At 46.1% G+C, this 20,103-nt stretch carries 15 protein-coding genes; 2 read left to right on the top strand and 13 right to left on the bottom strand.

Annotation, left to right across the window (positions count from 1 at the left end; translation table 11 throughout):
* Nucleotides 1-64: 64 nt before the first annotated feature.
* Together EC604_RS11755 and EC604_RS11750 are read right to left on the bottom strand one after the other, a co-directional pair.
* Nucleotides 65-856: a polysaccharide deacetylase family protein gene (locus tag EC604_RS11755; protein WP_123064353.1), complete on the bottom strand. Its 792-nt coding sequence runs from the start codon at nt 854-856 to the stop codon at nt 65-67.
* 79 nt (nt 857-935) lie between these two features.
* On the bottom strand, nt 936-2,966 hold the full coding sequence (locus EC604_RS11750; RefSeq protein ID WP_123064352.1) for a Na+/H+ antiporter: 2,031 nt from the start codon (nt 2,964-2,966) through the stop codon (nt 936-938).
* A gap of 209 nt (nt 2,967-3,175) precedes the next feature.
* Between EC604_RS11750 and EC604_RS11745 the strand changes: the two genes are divergently transcribed.
* Entirely contained in the window at nt 3,176-3,475 is a 300-nt protein-coding gene (locus EC604_RS11745; protein WP_123064351.1) for a hypothetical protein, read from the top strand.
* 95 nt (nt 3,476-3,570) lie between these two features.
* On the opposite strand, the gene EC604_RS11740 is transcribed toward EC604_RS11745, so the two are convergent.
* A complete protein-coding gene (locus EC604_RS11740; protein ID WP_090924395.1) occupies nt 3,571-4,053 on the bottom strand; it encodes a MarR family winged helix-turn-helix transcriptional regulator in 483 nt (160 codons plus the stop codon).
* A 286-nt stretch (nt 4,054-4,339) separates the two neighbouring features.
* Here EC604_RS11740 and EC604_RS11735 point away from each other — a divergent pair, with 286 nt between their 5' ends.
* Nucleotides 4,340-5,470 (top strand): FAD-dependent monooxygenase, encoded by a 1,131-nt coding sequence (locus tag EC604_RS11735; RefSeq protein ID WP_240036823.1) that lies wholly within the window; start codon nt 4,340-4,342, stop codon nt 5,468-5,470.
* A gap of 283 nt (nt 5,471-5,753) precedes the next feature.
* On the opposite strand, the gene EC604_RS11730 is transcribed toward EC604_RS11735, so the two are convergent.
* The 10 genes from EC604_RS11730 to EC604_RS11685 form a co-directional block, all read right to left on the bottom strand.
* On the bottom strand, nt 5,754-8,333 hold the full coding sequence (locus EC604_RS11730; protein ID WP_123064350.1) for a beta-mannosidase: 2,580 nt from the start codon (nt 8,331-8,333) through the stop codon (nt 5,754-5,756).
* Between the two features lie 20 nt (nt 8,334-8,353).
* The gene (locus EC604_RS11725) at nt 8,354-9,955 is read right to left on the bottom strand and encodes a helix-turn-helix domain-containing protein (protein WP_123064349.1); all 1,602 of its coding nucleotides are present in this window, start codon (nt 9,953-9,955) and stop codon (nt 8,354-8,356) included.
* The gene (locus tag EC604_RS11720) at nt 9,952-11,769 is read right to left on the bottom strand and encodes a sensor histidine kinase (RefSeq protein ID WP_123064348.1); all 1,818 of its coding nucleotides are present in this window, start codon (nt 11,767-11,769) and stop codon (nt 9,952-9,954) included. The genes EC604_RS11725 and EC604_RS11720 overlap by 4 nt, the downstream gene beginning before the upstream one ends.
* A 30-nt stretch (nt 11,770-11,799) precedes the next feature.
* Nucleotides 11,800-12,675 (bottom strand): carbohydrate ABC transporter permease, encoded by an 876-nt coding sequence (locus tag EC604_RS11715; RefSeq protein WP_123064347.1) that lies wholly within the window; start codon nt 12,673-12,675, stop codon nt 11,800-11,802.
* 15 nt (nt 12,676-12,690) lie between these two features.
* On the bottom strand, nt 12,691-13,572 hold the full coding sequence (locus tag EC604_RS11710) for a carbohydrate ABC transporter permease (RefSeq protein WP_123064346.1): 882 nt from the start codon (nt 13,570-13,572) through the stop codon (nt 12,691-12,693).
* A 135-nt stretch (nt 13,573-13,707) separates the two neighbouring features.
* Nucleotides 13,708-15,021, bottom strand: a complete 1,314-nt coding sequence (locus tag EC604_RS11705) for an extracellular solute-binding protein (protein ID WP_123064345.1) — start codon at nt 15,019-15,021, stop codon at nt 13,708-13,710.
* A 295-nt stretch (nt 15,022-15,316) separates the two neighbouring features.
* Entirely contained in the window at nt 15,317-17,404 is a 2,088-nt protein-coding gene (locus EC604_RS11700) for an acyltransferase family protein (protein WP_123064344.1), read from the bottom strand.
* Between the two features lie 495 nt (nt 17,405-17,899).
* The gene (locus tag EC604_RS11695; RefSeq protein WP_123064343.1) at nt 17,900-18,616 is read right to left on the bottom strand and encodes a hypothetical protein; all 717 of its coding nucleotides are present in this window, start codon (nt 18,614-18,616) and stop codon (nt 17,900-17,902) included.
* Entirely contained in the window at nt 18,613-19,464 is an 852-nt protein-coding gene (locus tag EC604_RS11690; protein WP_123064342.1) for an ATP-binding cassette domain-containing protein, read from the bottom strand. Before EC604_RS11690 ends, EC604_RS11695 begins: the two co-directional genes overlap by 4 nt.
* Before the next feature lie 65 nt (nt 19,465-19,529).
* On the bottom strand, nt 19,530-19,709 hold the full coding sequence (locus tag EC604_RS11685; protein ID WP_123064341.1) for a hypothetical protein: 180 nt from the start codon (nt 19,707-19,709) through the stop codon (nt 19,530-19,532).
* Nucleotides 19,710-20,103 lie beyond the last annotated feature (394 nt).

Raw genomic sequence — 20,103 nt, 5'->3', positions numbered from 1 at the left:
CTTGCTTTTTTTCATCACTGTCTAGATCCAGCAGGCTTTGCTTACAATCGTTAACGCTCCTGCATTAAGGCTGCTTTCGTGGTAATGAGGACGACACTCCACCCTTGGCAGCTTCACGAGCTTTCACCGCAAGAAGTTCGGATACCGTAACAAATTGATACCCCTGTTCCTGCAATTTGGGCAAAATCGTTCGCAGGGCATCGATCGTATGGGATTTGCTCTCCACTTTGTCATGAAACAAAACGATGTCTCCATTACGAGCATTATTTAACACTTTGTTTGTGATCGCTGATACACCAGGCAGGGCCCAGTCTCGAGTATCCTGATGCCAAGACCATAATACGATGGTGTACCCTTTTTGCTTAGCAGCCTGAATCACCATATCGTTGTAATACCCCCCAGGAGGTCTAAACAACAGCGGGCGCTGCGCACCTGCACTTACAATGGAATCCTCCGCTGCCTCCATGTCTTTCATGTATTTGTCCGCTGCTGTTGAGCGAACGGCATACGTGTGTGCAAATGTATGATTTGCGATCTCATGTCCTTCGAGCTGTTCCTGCCTGACGATGTCCGGAAATTTTTCTGCCCATTTGCCGAGTACAAAAAAAGTCCCCTTTGCATGATACTGTTTGAGCAAAGCTAAAATTTGCGGTGTCTGCACAGGGTCTGGTCCATCATCAAAAGTCAGGGCGATCAGTTTGTCCTGCGTGGGAACTTCCCACACGATCTCTCCCCGTTCTTCATAATACTGACGGTTCTTCTGCACTGGCTTGGCATACGCTGAACATGTCGAACTGCCAAAGATTATTCCAGTCAGCATGAACAATGCGATGAATCGGGTAGCTTTCAGCTTCATGTCGTATCCTCACTTTGAATTTCATACGTCAAACTCTCCGTTAGCATTGCCCGATTCGCGCGAACTCATGAATAATCGATTAATCGTTTTTAAGAGCTGTTGCTTCTACATCATTGATATAACGACGTAATCTGGCTGCAATATCGCGTGTAATCTCTCCATTCTCATACAGTTGTTGTATTGTATTGCGCTGCTCCTGGATGGCTACCATCTGAAGTTCCAGTTTATCCTGATTAAACGGATCTTCAGTCGTCTTATCCTGATTCCACGCACGTAACTTTGCGATCACCCGTTCATATTTGGAAATAACCGCGAGAGCCGCCACACGATTGGAGTCATTCATCTGTGCCCGGATTGCTTTGATTGCTGCCTGAGAGGTGCGTAGCTTAACCTTTCGAAACAGTTCCGCATTTTCAAGCATAAAGGGCTGGTCTTGTTTGCTGGAGCGGCTTGTAAAGAGTTGGCCCAGCATTCTTCCGATTTCATGAAGTGACGCCAGTAGCTGAGTATTTATCCGGTTCGAGAGCATCATCTCCTTGCGATCCAGCCAGTTGTCACATTTGAAAGCCGCTTCTGGCCCAAGGGCATTTTCATCCATCATCGCTTCAATCTCTTTGCGCTCCGCCCGGGTAGCAATTAGATTAATCGCTGTTTCCTGCTTCTGCAATGTTTTACGATTATCTGCTGTAAACTGCCCTGTCACCTGTTTAATATATTTGGACAGGTCAGACACAACGGCCAGTGCGGCAGCTTTATTTTCATCGTTCATTTCAGACTTGACCGCTCGAATAGCGGCATTCAGCATAATGTCCTGTGCTCTGCGTTCAGATTTCTGTGCTGTATTTTCATCGGAGGATTTCCCCTCTTCCTTGGCTAACACAGGTAACAATGCACTCGCAGCAATCAGAGAGAACAGAATAACACCAGCCGCCAGAAAAATAATTAAATCACGCTCGGGAAAAGGTGACCCGTCCTGAAGCACAAATGGAATCGAAAATGCTCCAGCCAGCGTCACTGCACCTCTTACTCCCGATAAGGAGAGGATGGTAATCTCCTTAAAGCGCGGTTTACCAATAGTGGACTTCGCACGTAGCCATTCATTGACTTGCCAGAACAAATAAATCCACAAGAACCGTAACAGCACAAGCAGCACGGAGATGATCAGTACATAACCGAGTACCTCGAAGTTATTGAATGACACGTTAACAAAGATCTTACTAAGCACATCGGGAACCTGCACGCCGAGAATGACAAACACCAGGCCATTCAATATAAATAAAATAACAGACCACGTGCTCGCAGATACCACTTGCATCTTAATCTGAACCGATTCCGCCCGGTCACGCTCAATCGCATGAATAATCCCGCCGGCAACCACAGCCAGAATGCCGGAAACTCCGATCTCTTCACTCACCAGATAGATGACGAATGGAGTCAGAATCTGAAGCAGCATATGAATCGTTACATCCTCCATGCCCAGTCTGCGAATCCATACCCCAAGACGAATAAACAAAAAAGACATGAGCGCGCCAGCGAGCAGGCCTCCCACGGCAATGATAATGAAACTGACCGTCGCTTGGGCGAGTGAAAAAACACCCGTAACCGTCGCTGCGATGGCAAATTTAAATGCGACCAGGCCCGAAGCGTCATTCATTAATGCTTCTCCTTCAAGAAGTCTATGTATGCTTTTGGGCAGATGTACACGTCCGGCCATGGCACCTACAGCCACTGCATCTGTCGGGGAAAGAATGGCCGCGAGCGCAAATGCAGCAGGAAGTGGAATAGTCGGAATTAGCCAGTGTATGGCATATCCGGCAACAGCAACCGTAACGAACACCAGCCCCAGTGCAAGCAAGAGAATCGGCGCACGCAGATTCCACAGTTCGTTTCTTGGTGTTCTTTTTCCATCGTTATACAGTAAGGGAGCAATAAAAAGCACAAAAAACAATTCCGGATTCAATGGTAGATGTACACCCGCTGGCAGCAGTGCTACCGCTACACCTAGTGCAATCTGAATAAGCGGAACGGGAATAAAAGGGACGAACCGGTTCAACACGTTAGATAGACCGATCAGTCCAAGCAATGCAAGTACCGCAATGAATAGTTCCATGATGACATCCCTTTCCGCTACATAAGTCATGAATCGTTTGTGATGCCTTTATTTTAACAAAAACATAGACGTTTATAACAAAGTTTTCATATTCATTTACCCACTTCAAACATGCTGATACACATCAATCCGAAACATTTTTGATTGATGTCATATATAAGATGTACAATATGTTAAGGACATACTCTGTCAGAAAGGAACGTTCAACTATGGCTTTTGGCATTAAACGGCAAGAACTTGCAGCTTGGAAAGAACGAGTCGCTCGCAGTGAGATCGCCTATCTCACTCATTTCTGGATTGATTCCAGATTTCCCGGCATAACCAGTGTCACCAAAGTGGGCTGTGCAGACCTGCATCGCCTGGAACAATGGTGTCGTGAACACGGGTTAGACCCGCGTTATATTCACCGGAGACAGCCCTTCCCCCATTTTGACTTAATGGGCAGCCGGCAGAAAGATATTCTTATACAGGAAGGCCTGGATGATCATGTATCTCGCTTTCATCTATAGCTCTGTTATAACACGCAAAACGCCAGTCTTCACATATTCATACCCGGTACCGGGCACGAATGCATGAGGACTGACGTCTTCAGGTGTCATATGAATTAACGATAGGTCTGCTCAAAAGATTTCATATTTTCCAGCAGCTTCATTTCTATTTTTTTGAGCATGCCCAGCATTAACTGTTGTTCTTCCTCCGTAAGCGCTTGTAACAACTCCCATGTCATGCGGCCACGATTAGCATTCAACGTTCTGGCTAATTGCTCCCCTTCATCCGTTAAGGACAGCCAAACAATTCTGCGATCTTCCTCGCTGCGTTCCCGTTGAATCAAATTTTCACTTTCAAGTTGATTAAGTACAATCGTCGTAGCTCCAGAGGACAGACTAAGCTGACGCGCAACATCAACAGCCATGCAGCGTTTTTCACGTAAAATCATGCCCAATATATGGCTTTTTGTTGGGTTCAACTTACAGTTTGTTTCTGACTTTTGCTGTTGATCCAATACTTTATTTTTATATCTGAAGAAGGCCTCCAACAATTGATCAACGTTTGCCAATTGCGAGTTTCGCTCCGTATTCGGGCTCATATCCGTTCCTCCTGCCTTTCATTGTAACCTGCCTTATATTGTAACATATTTACACACATTTGGTTGTGAAAAAAATAAGGTTGCCTGGCGGGCAAACGGGTGCTTCCCTTTATGTGATAAAAAATTTGAATTTGGCCTATTGTATATAAAGAATACTTTGTTTATAATAACGTATGTCCATTTGGTTACTTTTAGTTACTTAATAATTTAAATAAATTTGTTATCATAAAGTAAACATTTGTCCATCACTAGATTTTTACCATTATATAGTAAGGGAATAATGTATATGAAATTGATGAAATCTCAAACAAACGATCCCCTTTACACGGATGTCTGCATTGTCGGGGCAGGGCCTGGAGGCGCCTTGCTTTCGTATTTGCTTAACCAGAAAGGTATCTCTACATTACTCATTGAGCGACAGCCACATCTGCATAAATCGTTTCGCGGAGAACTGCTGAACGCTGACGGGGAACGCATTCTACACAAGCATGGGTTATATTCGCACATCCAAGAGCGCGGGGTACTGCTACTAGAACAGATTCAATATTGGGAAGAAGGCAATATCATTCACACGATTAACCCCGATCCAACCAAAGGAGAGCACCACGTTGGCGTGCACGTTCCACAAGATCATCTTCTCGAAGCGATCACTGCTCAGATTGAAGCGCTAATGCCAATGCATCAGGTTCGCTTTAATACAGTCATGACCGGGTTGCTTCGGGACAAAAGTGGCCATGTTGCTGGCATTAACGTGCGTCAAAATGGTGTTCCTGCCTCTATTAGAGCATCTGTCGTTATCGGTGCTGACGGTAGATATTCGGCGGTACGCAAACATGCCGGCCTTGTACCCGAGATTCGCAAACACGGCTACGATCTGTTATGGGCACGTATTCCCGCCCCTCCAGGATGGGAACCCGCCGTTCGTATGGCAAGTATGGATGGTCAACAGCTCGCGTTATTTTCACAATACGGTGGTTATGTACAGATTGGATGGAATATTCCCGAAGGCGGATATGCTAAGCTGCGTGAACAGCCCTTTGCTCCTTTTGTAAGCAAGCTGGTAGCGGCCTTTCCTTGTCTTGCGGATTCTGTCGCTATGCATATCAAAGATTGGAGTGACTTTGTGCTGCTGTCTGTAGAGAGCAGTTATAGTTCCCGGTGGGCAGAGGATAATGTCGTACTCATTGGTGATGCTGCTCATACGATGACACCTACAGGGGCATTTGGCTTGAATGCCGCGCTCGAGGATGCCGACGTTCTTGCCGGACTGCTTATACAGATGGCACAGAATGATTTCACATCTTCCGATGTGCTGCAGCAGCTGCAGGTCATCCGTGGCTCCAAAGTACAGCAACAACTGGCACGCCAAGTGGAAATGGAGTCCTCTTTTCAGCAGCGGTATGAATCCTTTCGCTAATTGTAATCGGGATGCGCAACAACATATGTTCAAAATAAGTGCAGAAGCCATGTCTTGCCCATACGGGAAAACATGGCTTTTAACTCGTTAACGAGGTTTTCTTTGCTCTGAGCACTGATCAGGAACAACATCAAATCTGAAATCGATTCTTCACTGCTGGGATCATAGCATCCCAATTCTCTCCATTCAGTTCTCCTTCGAATCAAAAAATGGGCTGATAATAGCCTTTTGAATCATAGGTGTGAGTCAGCTCATACTTGTTCACACTGAGGTTCTGGTTAAATCAAGCTTCACTTGCATTCATTGCACTTACTCGCAACTCTTGAAGTGGCAAAGCTTGCATCTCTGGATGCTGCAACCTTACTGTACGGCTCTCTCCGGGCAATAGATCAAAATAGTTATCACTGAATCGAACCCGGCCAACCGGCAACTCCAGTTTCACCATACGTGCAATGGCACCACTCACATTAACGGTTACGGATTGTTCTTCTTCGTTGACATGAACGCTGAGCTGAGACTGCGGCAACACCACATCTTTGGGATCACGCAAAAAGTAACGATTTACGGGTGCAATAAACCCTTGGGGTTGCAGTTCCACCATCACTTCTTCCGCCTGTTTGGTCCCAAGCACTTCGGCTTCCTCCACTGCAGCAATCTGCATAGATGTCTGAGCTTGTACCTTTACTACATATGTTGAGGTATATAGCAACTCTCCGTGCAGGTCATAAACATTCAGCCGAAGTTGTCCTCCCACTTCATCCTGTGTATCGTTAACTACCCATAAATTAAGCGAGTGTTCTGGTTCGTGCTCGAGCGACAATAGTACAGGATGAAAGAACGTTTTGGCATAATAAAAGGAAGCCTTCGGCAGCAGTTCATAATCGATCATCGACCAGCTTGTTCCGGGCCAGCTATCATTCAGTTGCCACACCAGCGCGCCGCTATTGCGGTCATTGATCCGCCTGAAATGTTCTATCCCATAGCGTAGACCCTCTGCTTGTGTCAGCATGGAGAAGTTCATGTATTCCTCTATATTCTGCGGAATGCCCGTGTACCCTTCCATCAGCAAAATCCCTTTCTGATGATTCGTATCCTTATTACGATAGGCCATTTCGGGACTCCCCCAGTAAAACTGGCCAGTAGGTGTATTTTTCTCCAGCGTATACCGATTAGCTGAAGCATGCATGCCAAATTCACTGCTGAACAGCGCTTGATCCTTTTTATAATTTTTGAACGTGACCCCCTCAATGCTATAATCCAGAACAGGTACTTCTCCCTGTTTCCTCGGGTATACAGAACCGTGCCACACCTGCCAGTTGTGCCGATCTCCGGTATCCGGGTCATTCGCATCCTGTCCATGCTCTCCACCATAAGGTGAAGAAGGCCAGTACGGCCTGGACGGATCTAGCCGCTCCAATGCCTCCGGAATCAGCTCATGGTAGATATGCTCCCCGTAGAACGGACTTGTGATATCACCACTTGCCGTTTTCATATCATACAGCCAGTCGATTTCATTGTTGCCGCACCAGATCGCAAGTGAAGCACGATTACGTAAGCGAAGTATGTTATTTTCAACCTCTTGCTGTACATTTTGCATGAAGTCACGATTGAAATCCGGAAATAACGCGTTGGCAAAGGCAAAATCCTGCCAGACGAGCACCCCTTGCCGATCACATTCGTCATAAAAAACTTCTTTCTCATAGATACCGCCTGCCCATACACGCAGCATATTCATATGTGCTTCTACAGACAGTTCCACAAGTTCGCGGTACCGTGAACTCGGAATCATTCCAATCCGTTGATCGGCAGGTATCCAGTTTGCTCCTTTGGCGTAAATTTTGACTCCGTTCAGGATAAAAGCAAACCGGCTCTCTCCCTGCTCATTCTCCAGAGCTAGCTCAATCGTCCGTATGCCATACGGCTGACAATAACGATCCAAAGCTAGGCCACCTGCATAGAGTGTAACCTCAATGGTATACAGATAGGGTTCACCCAGATCATGAGTCCACCACAAGCAGGGATGATCCACATCTAAGGTTACATCTGCTCTTCCCTGTTCTACAGATGAAGAAATAACGCTTGCTACAAGCTCTCCTTGCTGATCCAGAAGACGAATATCACAAGTGGTCACGACAGGCTGTGTCCGTTTTTGCTTGCTTCGCAGAGATAAAACAGATTGTACTTCTGCAGTGACTTGTACTTGAGCCTGTTCCTTGCTTACAGCGTTGGTTCGGGCGTAAACATGTTTCAGTTTGGCCACCGTGCTGCGCTCCAGACGGACAGCTCCCCAGATCCCTACCGTAACGATACGCGGCCCCCAGTCCCAGCCAAAATTCATAGCCGCTTTACGCAGCCACGGGCGTTCCTTCGTATAGGAAGACCAGTCAAACGTCTCCTTATCACGATGATGAAGATGAAGCGGGTCAAAGCGCACCGCAATCGCATTCCAGCCGCTTCGCACCAAACGGGTCACATCAAATGTATGAGACATCAGCATATTAGCTGTTTTTCCGGCCTCATGTCCATTGACGTATACCGTTGCAAACGTATCCAAACCTTCAAATACGAGTTCAATATGTTCCTCTGAAGATGCACCCCGTTCTAGATTAAAGGTGGTGCGATACCACCACTCCTTCTGCTCGATCCAGCGACTTTTCGCATCGTTATGTCCAAAATAAATCGGATCAATAATTCCACGCTCTTCAAGTGCCCCATGAACATCACCAGGTACGGCTGCCCCGATCCAGAATCGGTCATCCAGCGCTGCAGCGGCAACATCCATTGCTCGCTTTTCTCCAACTTCGTAATGTTGTATCCTCCACTGTCCTGATAAATCCTGACTTGTACGACAAACGTTGACCATTGTACTCCTGCTCCTCCCGTCTAGCTGCCTGAAGATTTGAATGCAAGTGCCTGCTCCCGGTACTCACTCGGTGTTTTGCCCGTATGCTTTTTGAACAGTCTGCTAAAATACTTCACATCCTCATAACCGCTAATTGCTGCGATTTCACTGACCTTTGCCGGAGACACAACGAGCATATCCATTGCCCGTCTGATCCTCATATCTGTAACAAAGTCACCAAAGGTTACACCCATTTCTTTTTTAAACAATTCACTAAGATGGCCTGGATGCAAATGAACCTGCCCGGCTACCTGTTGCAAGCTAATATCCTGTGCCAGTGCATTTTCAATATAACCTATCGCTTTCTGCACATGTGCGGCCTGCCCCTGTCCCATGCGACTGTGATATGCATGCATCACATCATATAAATGGTGGAACAATTCATCCCCGATCTCTGCTGGTTTCTTATCAGATTCAGGCGTCCAAGGCTCAAGCCTGGAGGGTTGTTCCCTTCCAATCGCTTGAAGTGTTCGCGCCAGCCAGCGGTGTCCTGCAATGACCACCGAATGTAGACAAGCTACATAAGATCCTGGTGTGACATCAGGTTCTGCAATCAACCTGATAATCAATTCACGTATCCACGTTGTAAGCATGACTGGATCATTGTCCATTAGCAACGTACCGAGGGTGGTTTCCTCCTCATGTGTCAACACCGTTTTGCCACCTCGCCTGACGTTGATCTCTTCATACCGCCACACTTTGGTATCCAGCAGTCCACGATACTGTAAAGCTACTAACGCCGTTTGATAACTATGGTGCAATTCAGAAGCGTGGTGAACAGGTTTACCAAGCACAGCACGAAGAGAACATTTCAACCATGACTCCATACGATCTATGCCTTCCTCTATCCTGTATACGCTTACTTCGTTTTCAGAAGCCACAGGCAGAACACAGACAACATATTGTTTGTCAACCTGGGCAATCGTTCCTGGGAGCACTTCTTCCATCATATTTTGCACAGCAAACCGAAGCAACGCATCGGAAGAACGGCCCCAACCCTCTGCCTCAATAACTACAACTTGCCTGCTCACTGGCCGCTCACTGCCGCTAACTTGCTCTATGGATTGAACGTTGGGCGCATGTTCCTCATGAAATGCGAGGAAGGACGGGCAACTCCCCGAATTCATATTACCTTCGATCACCCAGCCGGCAAACTTCCTCTCCCGGTTCTCACGTAGGAATTGTCCCTCACGGGACTTCTCTGCCCACCGTTCTGTAATTCTCCCTTTGGCCTGCAACACCGTTTTGATGATCTCTTCCGGTTTGCTCGTTTTCAGGAGATAGTCTGTGACACCATTACGGATCGCTTGCTGGGCGTAGGAGAAATCATCGTAACCTGATAAAATAATGACCTCCAGCTCTGGAAGCAGATGCTGCGCTTCTTCCGCCAGCTCCAGCCCCGACTTGCCATTCATTCGAATATCGGTCATCAAAATATGCGGGCGTTCCTCTGCTAGTCGAGTTAAAGCTTCCTCGGCAGAAGCAGCTGGCGGAAGGATGTCAATGCCAAGTTCATGCCAGGCGATCACACTCGCGAGCCCTGTGCGAATAATGACTTCGTCATCCACAATCAATAATCTCATGGCGATTCCTCCAGAATTGGAATGGAGAACGAAATTCGTGTGCCTCCGCCCTTTTTGCTGTGTATTTCAAGCAACGCATCCGTTCCATAATGAAGAAACAGGCGTTCGTTCACATTACGGAGACCATACCCTCCATCGGATAACGACTGCTCCGGTTGCTTCCCTTGGGAACGACTGCCTTGCGGCAACATGTTACTCTCATCCGCGGGTATAATACTGGCCCTCAATTGCTCCAATTGCTCCAGTTCCATGCCCGCACCGTCGTCCAGCACTAAAATGTTCATTCGCTCAACTACAGCATCCTTCTGAATCATAATCGTTATCGTACCTTGGCCTTCTGCCTGTTGAATCCCGTGAATCATGGCATTCTCCACGAGTGGCTGCAACAGAAGCTTTAACATCATTCGCTGCTCCAATGCAGGATCAACAATATAATGCAGCACGAATTGATCCGGAAAACGAATCGACTGTACCCGTACATAATGACGGATATGTGCAATCTCTTGGGCAACCGGGCAATAGTCCTGCCCCTTATTCAAACTGATTCGCAGAAAATCACTCAGTCCCTCTACCATATCTGCAATCCGGTTTTCTTTGGACATCAGCGCGATCCAATGAATAGAGGAGAGCGTGTTATACAGAAAATGAGGATTAATCTGAGCCTGGAGCACGCGCAGATCTGCTTCTTTTTTGCGAGCTTCCCCACGAATGATCTCTTCCTTAAGCCATTCAATATGTGCACCAAGCAGATTGTAACTTTCGCCCAGCTTGCCAATCTCGTCATCGCTTTCTGCTCGAAATAACGGCAAGGGGCGCTTCGGGTCAATCCGAGACAAATGCCGGGTTAATACAAGCAGCGGCCTCGTAACCCTGCGAACCGTAAACCAGACCAAACCACCGCTGATTAACGCTGATAAGGCAACCGCAATGGCTGTCAAAATAATAATGTAACTATTCTCTGATCGGTATTGCTCGTAAGGAACCATACCAACCAGCGTCCACCCCGTCAGTTCCTCAGGGTAATACAGGACCGTACGTTTTCGTTCTTGCTCACCATACGTAGTCGTCCCACTGTGCCCCTTCTGGATGCGCGTAATCAGTCCCGGTTCGAGATCAGATACATGTAACCCAAGCCGGGATTTATCCATAGAGGACAGAACCTCCCCTGTGTTGCCGATCAGTTCAAGGCTACCTTCCCCTCTACCCAGTCCAAACGCTGGCCACCCTTTAGAGATCGCATTTTCATTTAAACTGATGCTAAGCCAGCCGATGGGACGATAATTGTGGATGCTGCGGATTGGCCTGATCAACGTAATGACATTTTGAATTCCAGCATAATTGCGAACGGGATATACACCCGTCCACCTTTTATCCGCGTTTCCACTAGGGAGAGACGGATAGAACAGGCCCTCTCCGTCCGGTTCATACCAAGTGGCTGTGGACAACGAAGCATCAAAACGCCCGGGATAGATGGCGATGTTCGCAATGTACTTTTTGGATGCAGCCAGATTGGTCATTCGGCCCACAATGTCCAAGCGATCGGGTTCATGATCCTCATCCCGGCTTAGGTACTGCTGAATATCTCTTTCGCCAATCAGGAAAATGGATAAATTCTCCGCATCCTGGAGCATATAACGAAGATTCGCTTCCACTTGTTTCAGTGTATCCATCCCGGACAGCTTCGTTTTTTCCTCCGTGATGCGTGAGGCGAACAGGAAAGCAAATAGTCCAAGCGCTACAAGTGGCACAATCATCGAGGCTGTGACAACGACGGACAGCTTTCGTTGCAGTGAAGATGTAAGCCAGCGAACCAACTCTGTTCCTCCTTTGGATGCGCCCCTCGCTTACCCTTTGACTGCACCTGCTGTCATGCCCTTCATCACCTGTTCCTGAAAGATTAAATAGACTATGATGGTGGGAATAACGGACAGGGTCATGGCAGCAAGCGTAAGACCATAATCGGTCTGATACCCATCTGCAAAGTTCGCAATGGCAAGCGGTAACGTTTTCAATCCCGTTTTATTAATAAATACAAGGGCGAAGGAAAAATCGTTCCACGCATGTAAAAAACTCAAAATGGTCACCGTAGACAGTGCAGGAAGCGACATGGGAAGCATGATACGGGTAAAAAGTCCCCAAAGTCCGGTTCCATCCATAAAAGCTGCCTCTTCAATATCACGCGGAATGCTAACCAGATAAGCTGTCAACACAAAGATTGCCGTTGGCAAAGCAAACGCAGTATACGGCAGAATCAAAGCCCAATACGTGTTGAGCAAGGACATCTGTTTCATCAAAATAAACAACGGAACGAGTGTACTATGAATCGGGATGAGCATGCCTACAACGAAAAAAGTCATAACCAGCCCTTTCCAGCGAAACTGGAATCGTGCCAGAATGAATGAAGCCAGCGCCGCGATAAACAGCGTCAGGATCAGCGAGCCAATCGCTACGGTTAGTGAATTGCCAAAGGCCGTTCCGAGCTTCGAGCTTTCCCAGGCATGTGTAAAATTGGCCACATTCCAGTGTGCCGGTAGACCAAAAGGTCTGCTGTAGAAATCCTCATTCGTTTTGAACGCACTAATCACAAGCCAATAAAACGGATACAATGTTAAAATACCATAGACCGTAAGAAGCGTCCAAACGATTCCTTTGCGGATCTGCCGAATGGAATGCCCTGCATGGCCTCGTGGTGTTGGTATGGTCACAGGTGTTGTTCGCATGAACTCGCCTCCTTTCTACCTTTTTTCTTTCCGCTTCCGACTGGTCACCCACTGGCTTGTTCCGATGAGTAACAGGGAAATCAGAACAATCGTTGTAGAGATCGCACTACCGAAACCATATCGGTACGTTGTAAACGTAGAGTTATACATATACGTAGCGAGCAACTCCGTTGCGTGAGCCGGCCCTCCCTTTGTCATGATGTAGACCAGATCAAAGGACTTCAGACTGCCTGAAATACATAAGATAATTGCAACTTGTACCGTTCCCCAAATCATCGGCAGTGAAATGGAAACCAGTTTACGGATTCCAGATGCGCCGTCTATTTTAGCTGCGTCATGGATTTCACCCGGGATGTTCTGCAAAGCAGAGATAAAAATAATCAGATACAGTCCAACAAAACTCCAGAGCAAGGGTGGCACTAGAGAAAATATCGCGATCTTTGCATCGGACAGCCATTGCAGCTTCCAGCTCTCTAGCCCTATTTCATCCAGCAGAAAATTCAAGATACCGATCTGTGGATGATAGATATACTGCCAGATCATGCCGATGACAACGGTTGACAATACCATAGGCAAAAATACGGCCGAGCGCAGAAAGCGCTGGAGCGGGTTGCTTTTGTGTAACATAACTGCCAGCATGAGTGCTAATGGAATCTGACCGAACACCGAAGCGAGCACAAAAATGACATTATTTTTCAAAGCCCGCCAAAAGATCGCGTCATTCCAGATCTCCACATAGTTGCTCAGGCCAATATACGTCGATGCGCCAATGCCAGACCAGTTAAAAAAGCCGTAATATGCTGACCATACAACAGGCACAAACACAAACAATGCATAGATAATAACTGCCGGTGCAAGCCCCAGCATAATAAAACGCCGACTTTGTAATGCGTTCAATGGCTTCACTCCCCTTGTATTGCCTTTCTAATCTGTCCGGTATCGGACTTCTCCTCTTAATTAAAAACCCCTCCCCTGCCGGGAAGGGGAATGAACTGTGCTTAGGTTAATCAGCCTCCCGAAGCAGGAAGCAACCTATTGTTTCATTGCATTCGCTTGTGCTGCTTGAATTCGGCCCGCAATATCTTCCGCTTTGCCGCCCATCAGCAGCTCCTGTAGCCCGTTATTAATCACTTCAACCGTAGCCGATCCCAGCTTGGAATCGTATACCGGCGTAATCTTTACTTCCTGCATCAGATCGTACAATTCCACAAACAACGGATGAGCTTTGGACTTATCCAGATCAATCTTGTAGCTGACCAGTGTACTGCTATCCAGCGTAGCTTTTTGACCGTCCGGACCAGCCAGTGCGTAGAACAGCTCCATCGCGGCGTCTTTTTGAGCACCGCTTAACTTTTTACTAACACCGAGCCCCGTTCCGACGACCCCTGATGTCGTTCTTGGTTCACCTTTGCCGCCATCTACAGGGGGCAAAATTGTAATATGTGTATTTTTCAGCACTTCTTCCGGTGCATTGTTAACGAGGTTGGCGAGCGCCCACCCGCCGTTCATGACCATCGCTGTTTTCCCTTGGAAATAAAGCTGCATCATCTGGGTTTCATCAATACTGTTGAATCCGTCCTGAAAAGCCTTTATGTTTCCAAGTTCCTGCATTTTCTTCAACGCTTCAACAAATTGCGGATCCGTGAAACTTGCACCATCCTGAGCTACGGCTTTCAGAAACCAGTCTGTACCCGTCACCCGATCAGCCAGCGTACTGAAAATGGTAGACTGGGCAACCCAGTTCGTTTTGTTACCGAGAGCCATCGGAATAATCCCTTTTTCGTTAAACGAAGCAACTGCCTGTTCCAATTCAGCCCATGTTTCAGGAACCTTTACGTTGTTCTCTTTGAAAAGTGCCTCGTTGTAATAAATAAAAGAGCTGGGCGCCAGATTCATCGGAACAGAATAAATATTGCCTTCAACTGTATATCCATCCAGTGCATTTGGAATAAAATTGTCTTTCCATTCCGGCTTCGCATCCAGTTCTGCGTTGATCGGCTGCAGCAGATCTCCTTTGACGAACTCCTTGGTCATCGCATCCGGCCACATCACGAAGAGATCAGGCATCTCGTTGGCTGCCGCAACCGTGCGCAGTCTTGTTTTAAGTCCATCCGTAGGCAAACCTTCATCCACCACCTCGATGTCTGGATGTGCTGTTCGGAAATCTTCAATAATTTTGCGCATCGCCACCGCTTTGGCGTCTTGTCCTGTCCAGTTATGCCAGATGGTCACGGTGACTTTGTCACTGCCGCTGCCAGCTTCGGAAGAATCACCGCTTGTGCACCCTGCCAAAATAACGGCGAATAAGGTTAATGCCACTATGCCTGAGAACCATTTTTTCCTCATTGTTTCTACTCCCCCTTGAGCACTTAATATCTGTATTGTAAATGGTAACGCTATCATAACGTAAGGTGACGATCCACGGATGCAGGGGTGAATAATATCGGTTTCCTGTTTACATATCAAAAAAAAGACCTCCCCATGACAATGGGATTGAAGTCAAAATAACTTCAATCCCATTGCTCACAGGGAGAGACTTTAAAGGTGGATATACACTCCATACGCTGAACGTGTATCGTATAGTTCAAAGATATAACCAGAATGAGTTCATATTAGAGGATTCTTCATGTTAATCGTTCGGTTATTGAAGACTGTTTTTCACCAATGCTGCAAAAGCTTCAGAACCTTCGGCGGTCAAATGCACTCCATCTTTTTCAAAATATTCGTCATGCCCTTCACTTGCTTGATTCCAATCAATAAGAGAAACATTACTGTAACTGGAGGATGCATCCGTCAGAGCCTTGTTCACCGTTCGTTCCCAAGGACGCGGCACACGTACAGTGACAAGGTACACCCGGCTTTTATCCTTCAAGCCGTCAAGCACAGCCTTTAAATTTTTGGAATTAAAGGAACCGTTCGTTCCAAGTTCCAGCACAACCTGATTGCCCATTTGCTTGTTACGCTTCAGATCTCTCAGTACATCTCCGGCCTGCCACATCTGACGACCGACATGACCATCTACATATACACCAGAAATATTCTCTTCCAGATAAGGCTTGGCATCCAGAATAACGGAATCTCCGATAATGGTATATTGGATTTTCCCATTCTTGGTGACTGGTGCCGTAGGTTTATCTGTTGCTCCTGAATCCGTTGCATCGGTTGTACCTTCAGCGGGTGTCGAACCCGATGGATCGGTTTCTTTGTTGCTTGAATCCGATGAATTGGAAGCAGCATTATTGTCGAGCGAGTTGTCCTCATCCCCGCTATCACTGGACGAATTGTCCGGCTTGCCCGATTTAGACCCTTCCGCAGATGCCGCTCCAGGCTTGTGACTCCCATCCGTTTTCCCGTCTGACGCTGACTCCGTGCCTGGCTGAACAGATGGATTCTTTTGCCCGGACTCCGAAGGTTTGGTTGTAACGGGGACAACATCCTGACCCTTTTCTTCAGCCGACTTCTCGCCGTTAAATACGGTAGAAATGGATACCGAATGCGAATCTGAATTGGCGGCCACAGGCAGCACCATCTGTGACACGGCATAACATAATAACAGCAGCGTCATCAGCAGGCCTGTTCGTTTCCACCACACCTGACGGGGAACGATGGATGTGCGGCCTCTTCCCCATAGTTTCGACAAGGAATCACGAAATCCGTTATAGCGAATCGGGTTTTCAATATATTTTAGCGACATCGATGCAAGTACGACCGTTGCAATGACTTGCAGCAACATACGTACAGGATGTGCACCGCCCGTATCTACAACAGGACTGGTCAGAACAATGATCGGATAATGCCACAAATACATTCCATACGAACGCTCACCGATCCAGCGCAATGGTTTTGCCCCAATGATCCGTCCCAGCAAAGACGAAGGATGGGCAAGCACAGCCACTAGTAAGGTCGCGGCAATCGCTTGTATCACCATGCCTCCCTGATACAGGAACGAGTCGTATTCGCTCGTATTCAGCATCATATAGATCAGCACCGCTAGGGCAGCAACTCCCGATGCGTCCAATACAAGCCGATTCATCGCAGGCAGTGTGCCGGACAGCTTCCGGCTTGGCCAGACTACAGCTAACGCTGCCCCGGCAAGCAGGGCAAATGCACGGGTATCTGTTCCATAATATACACGGCTTGGGTCCAAATCCGGGTTATACATGATGGCCATGGCGCCAGCTGAAAGTTCAGCTGCAACAACAATGGAGACGACCAGCCATCCTTTTCTTTTGAACAACACGATCCCTGCAATTAACAGAAGCGGCCAGAGCAGATAAAACTGCTCCTCAACAGCCAGTGACCAGAAATGTCCAAAAGGTGATGGCGGACCGAAACTTTCAAAATACGAAACATGGTGAAAGATATACCACCAATTACTTATGTACGTTACTCCGGATAAGATATCCCCTTTGAGTGAAGCAAGCCGGGACGAGTCTGTGCATAACAGCCAGAGCATCACAACCGCTGTCATGGTTAGCATGCCAGGCAATAATCGCCTAAACCGCCTTGCCCAGAAATCTCGAAGCGCAATGCGCCCATGTTCCCGCCACTGGGATAACAAAATATCGGTAATCAGATAGCCTGACAAAACAAAAAATATACCTACACCGAGCAGTCCGCCCGGAATGAAATCCAAATTTAAATGATAAGCAATTACACCAAATACCGCGATGGCTCGTAAGCCATCCAGTCCGTTCATATGCCTCTTTTTTTTCACTGATTGTGACATGCGCGCCCCCCCTTGTTACTGCGAGTCCACATCCATCGAGATCGGGGCATTCTGTTGCACTGGGTCATTCTGGTTGTTATTAACATACGTATTGCACCTTCCATCTTTCATTTACAACATAAAGAAGACGATTTGCCTATAGATTTAGTTGTATTGATTGTCAATCAGACTTATATATTTTCTCGTGCATTCACGATCACGTTTAGCATTATACGCCTGAGAACAACTTCATAATTTACAAGAATAGTTACAAACCCATTTAAGCGATGTAACCTTTTCTGCCAGCATAATCAGCTGTAAAATCATACTCTATATTCAACGTTTAATATAGTGCTTTTCATCGACTGGACATAATTACCTGAGCTTGTTCAATAGAAAAAGGCTGCCGACTTGCTCAGCAGCCACTATCCATTATAAACCGATCTCAGAGTGGATTGAAAGTTTTGCTTATAATTGCTTCTTCCTTCCTAGGACTCTAGAGGTGGAACGGGAGTATCAATGCATGGAATCCAGCTTGCGTCTATGAATCATTAAAACAAATAATCCTGTTGTAACCGCACCATATACGAGGGATATCATTGTTACCCATAGCTTCTGGAGTAGATTTTGAGCATCATAATGAACTAACACATCTATAGTACTACCTAGAGGCGGCAACAGAAAAATCATGGGTTTAAATCCGTCTGGCAATACATTTTCTATACCTTGTACAGAAAGTGTAATAACAATGAGCACACTCAGCATTAAAAAAGACATCACGCGGGAACGAATAAACTTAGAACTAAACCAACAGGCTAAAGCGACTCCCAGCCAAGATGAAACCATATGATAGATCAGGGCCATGCCTAGCTCTTCAATACTCGGATTTCGATCAAACTTTTGAAAAATGGCTGGGAAAGAAACGGCATACAGAGCTAGTGGAATGGTAAAAATCCAGCAATACAACAATTTCGCAACATAAAGTTTTACTAAACTGCCACTATGCAATACCGTCACCGATTCCTGATTTGTCGTTTCCATATCAATCAACGTATAACAAATGACAGCAGAAATAATAAAAATAAATGTTGTTGAAAATGCATAACTAGCCATTACTGGATTCGGAACGACACTATATACGAAAATGATCCCCATAAAAAATACAAAAGTAGCTGGACCATAACGATAAGAACGCATGAAACAGGTATGTAAATATGACAGTAATGAGATCATGAGCCTAGCTCCTTTCTGGTTAAGCTAACAATCTCTCCGCCTTTATTTATAAATTCGGGTAAAAAGCTACTATAATCTTTATACATAAAAGTGATGAGCATATAACCAATTTGGCTTCTTTTATATGTAATATCGGGATAAAAATCAAGAAGATAATCAACAACGTCTAAATCTATACTGCCTTCCAGTTCAAAATACACAACCTTCTTTTCAGACGACGTATGCATACTCTCTTTACTTAGTCTTCCTTGATGAATCCAGTACGTGTTGCTTTCCAATTGACTTGCTAATAATGGATCGTGCACGGCTGCCAAAATCGATGTACCTTCATCCTTAATCTTCTTCAGAGAATGAAGCAAATGCCCCGTTGATTCTTTATCCAACCCTGAGAAAGGTTCATCTAGTACCAGGAGATCCGGCGTTTTAATCATAGCCTGCATTACATTTGTCTTTTGCAGCATTCCTTTTGAGAAATGACTCATCTTCAATTGATCACTTTGTTCAAGACAAAACAAATCATGCAGCTCCCTGATACGTTCTTTCAATTCTTTCCTGGTCATACCTGATATTCTCCCCATGTGTGTCAAATACTCCGTTGAAGTCATCCTTAGTTTAGATAATCGATCAGGGGTATATCCAATCACTAGATTCGTATGCTCAAGTAGTCTTTGACCCGACGTTAATGGAATTAATCCACTCACCATTCGGAGCATCGTACTTTTCCCAGAACCATTGTTTCCTCTTATAATAATGCAATCTCCTTGACTAATTGTAAGCGAAACGTCTGTTAAAATTTCTCGCCCCTCATATTTCTTAGAAGCTTCGTTTAATGTTAACAATACCTTCATTGTCACTTTCTCACCGCCTCACTCTTTCACTTCAAAATCTACTCGACCATCGTAGCAGCTTAATCTCACTGACGATCCCGTTTTCTTTCTAACACGATCCATGAATAGTAGAGTACCCAGAATAGCGCTGGAAATATAGCTACTGCAATATAACGATGGTGATATGGGAGCGTAAAAATGTTAACTATTGAGATCGGCACGATCACAGCAAACAAAAACAAGTACTTTTTCCAATGTTTATTCATGATAGTTGCTGCCTCCTTTCTTCGTTTAGGATCTGTTGATGAACAAGAACTTGAACAGAATATGTGCTGCGTTTAACCGGATTTGTCAGCGCAACGTCCTTATTTTAACATATTTAAGATTAAAGGGATTTCTAATGATTAAATAATTCAGTTGAAACTAGATTCGATACACACCGATGACTAATGAAACCCATCGGGGGTTAGGCAGTTCAATTGAAGTCTAGCGAGTACAAATTAGTCTAAATAGTGTCTTCTGGGATCGTTAGCGCTGGGCCACCACTTCAATGGATTACTTGCGTCCACACAAAAAAACGAAGTGCCGGTAAGTCAGCACTTCGTTCTGTAAATTTGTTTCAGTAGAAAAAACATTCCTATTGAGGTTCATTGGATCAAT

The organism is Paenibacillus amylolyticus, from assembly GCF_003719335.1.
Classification (GTDB): domain Bacteria; phylum Bacillota; class Bacilli; order Paenibacillales; family Paenibacillaceae; genus Paenibacillus; species Paenibacillus amylolyticus_D.
This window is presented reverse-complemented; position numbering and strand designations above follow the sequence as displayed.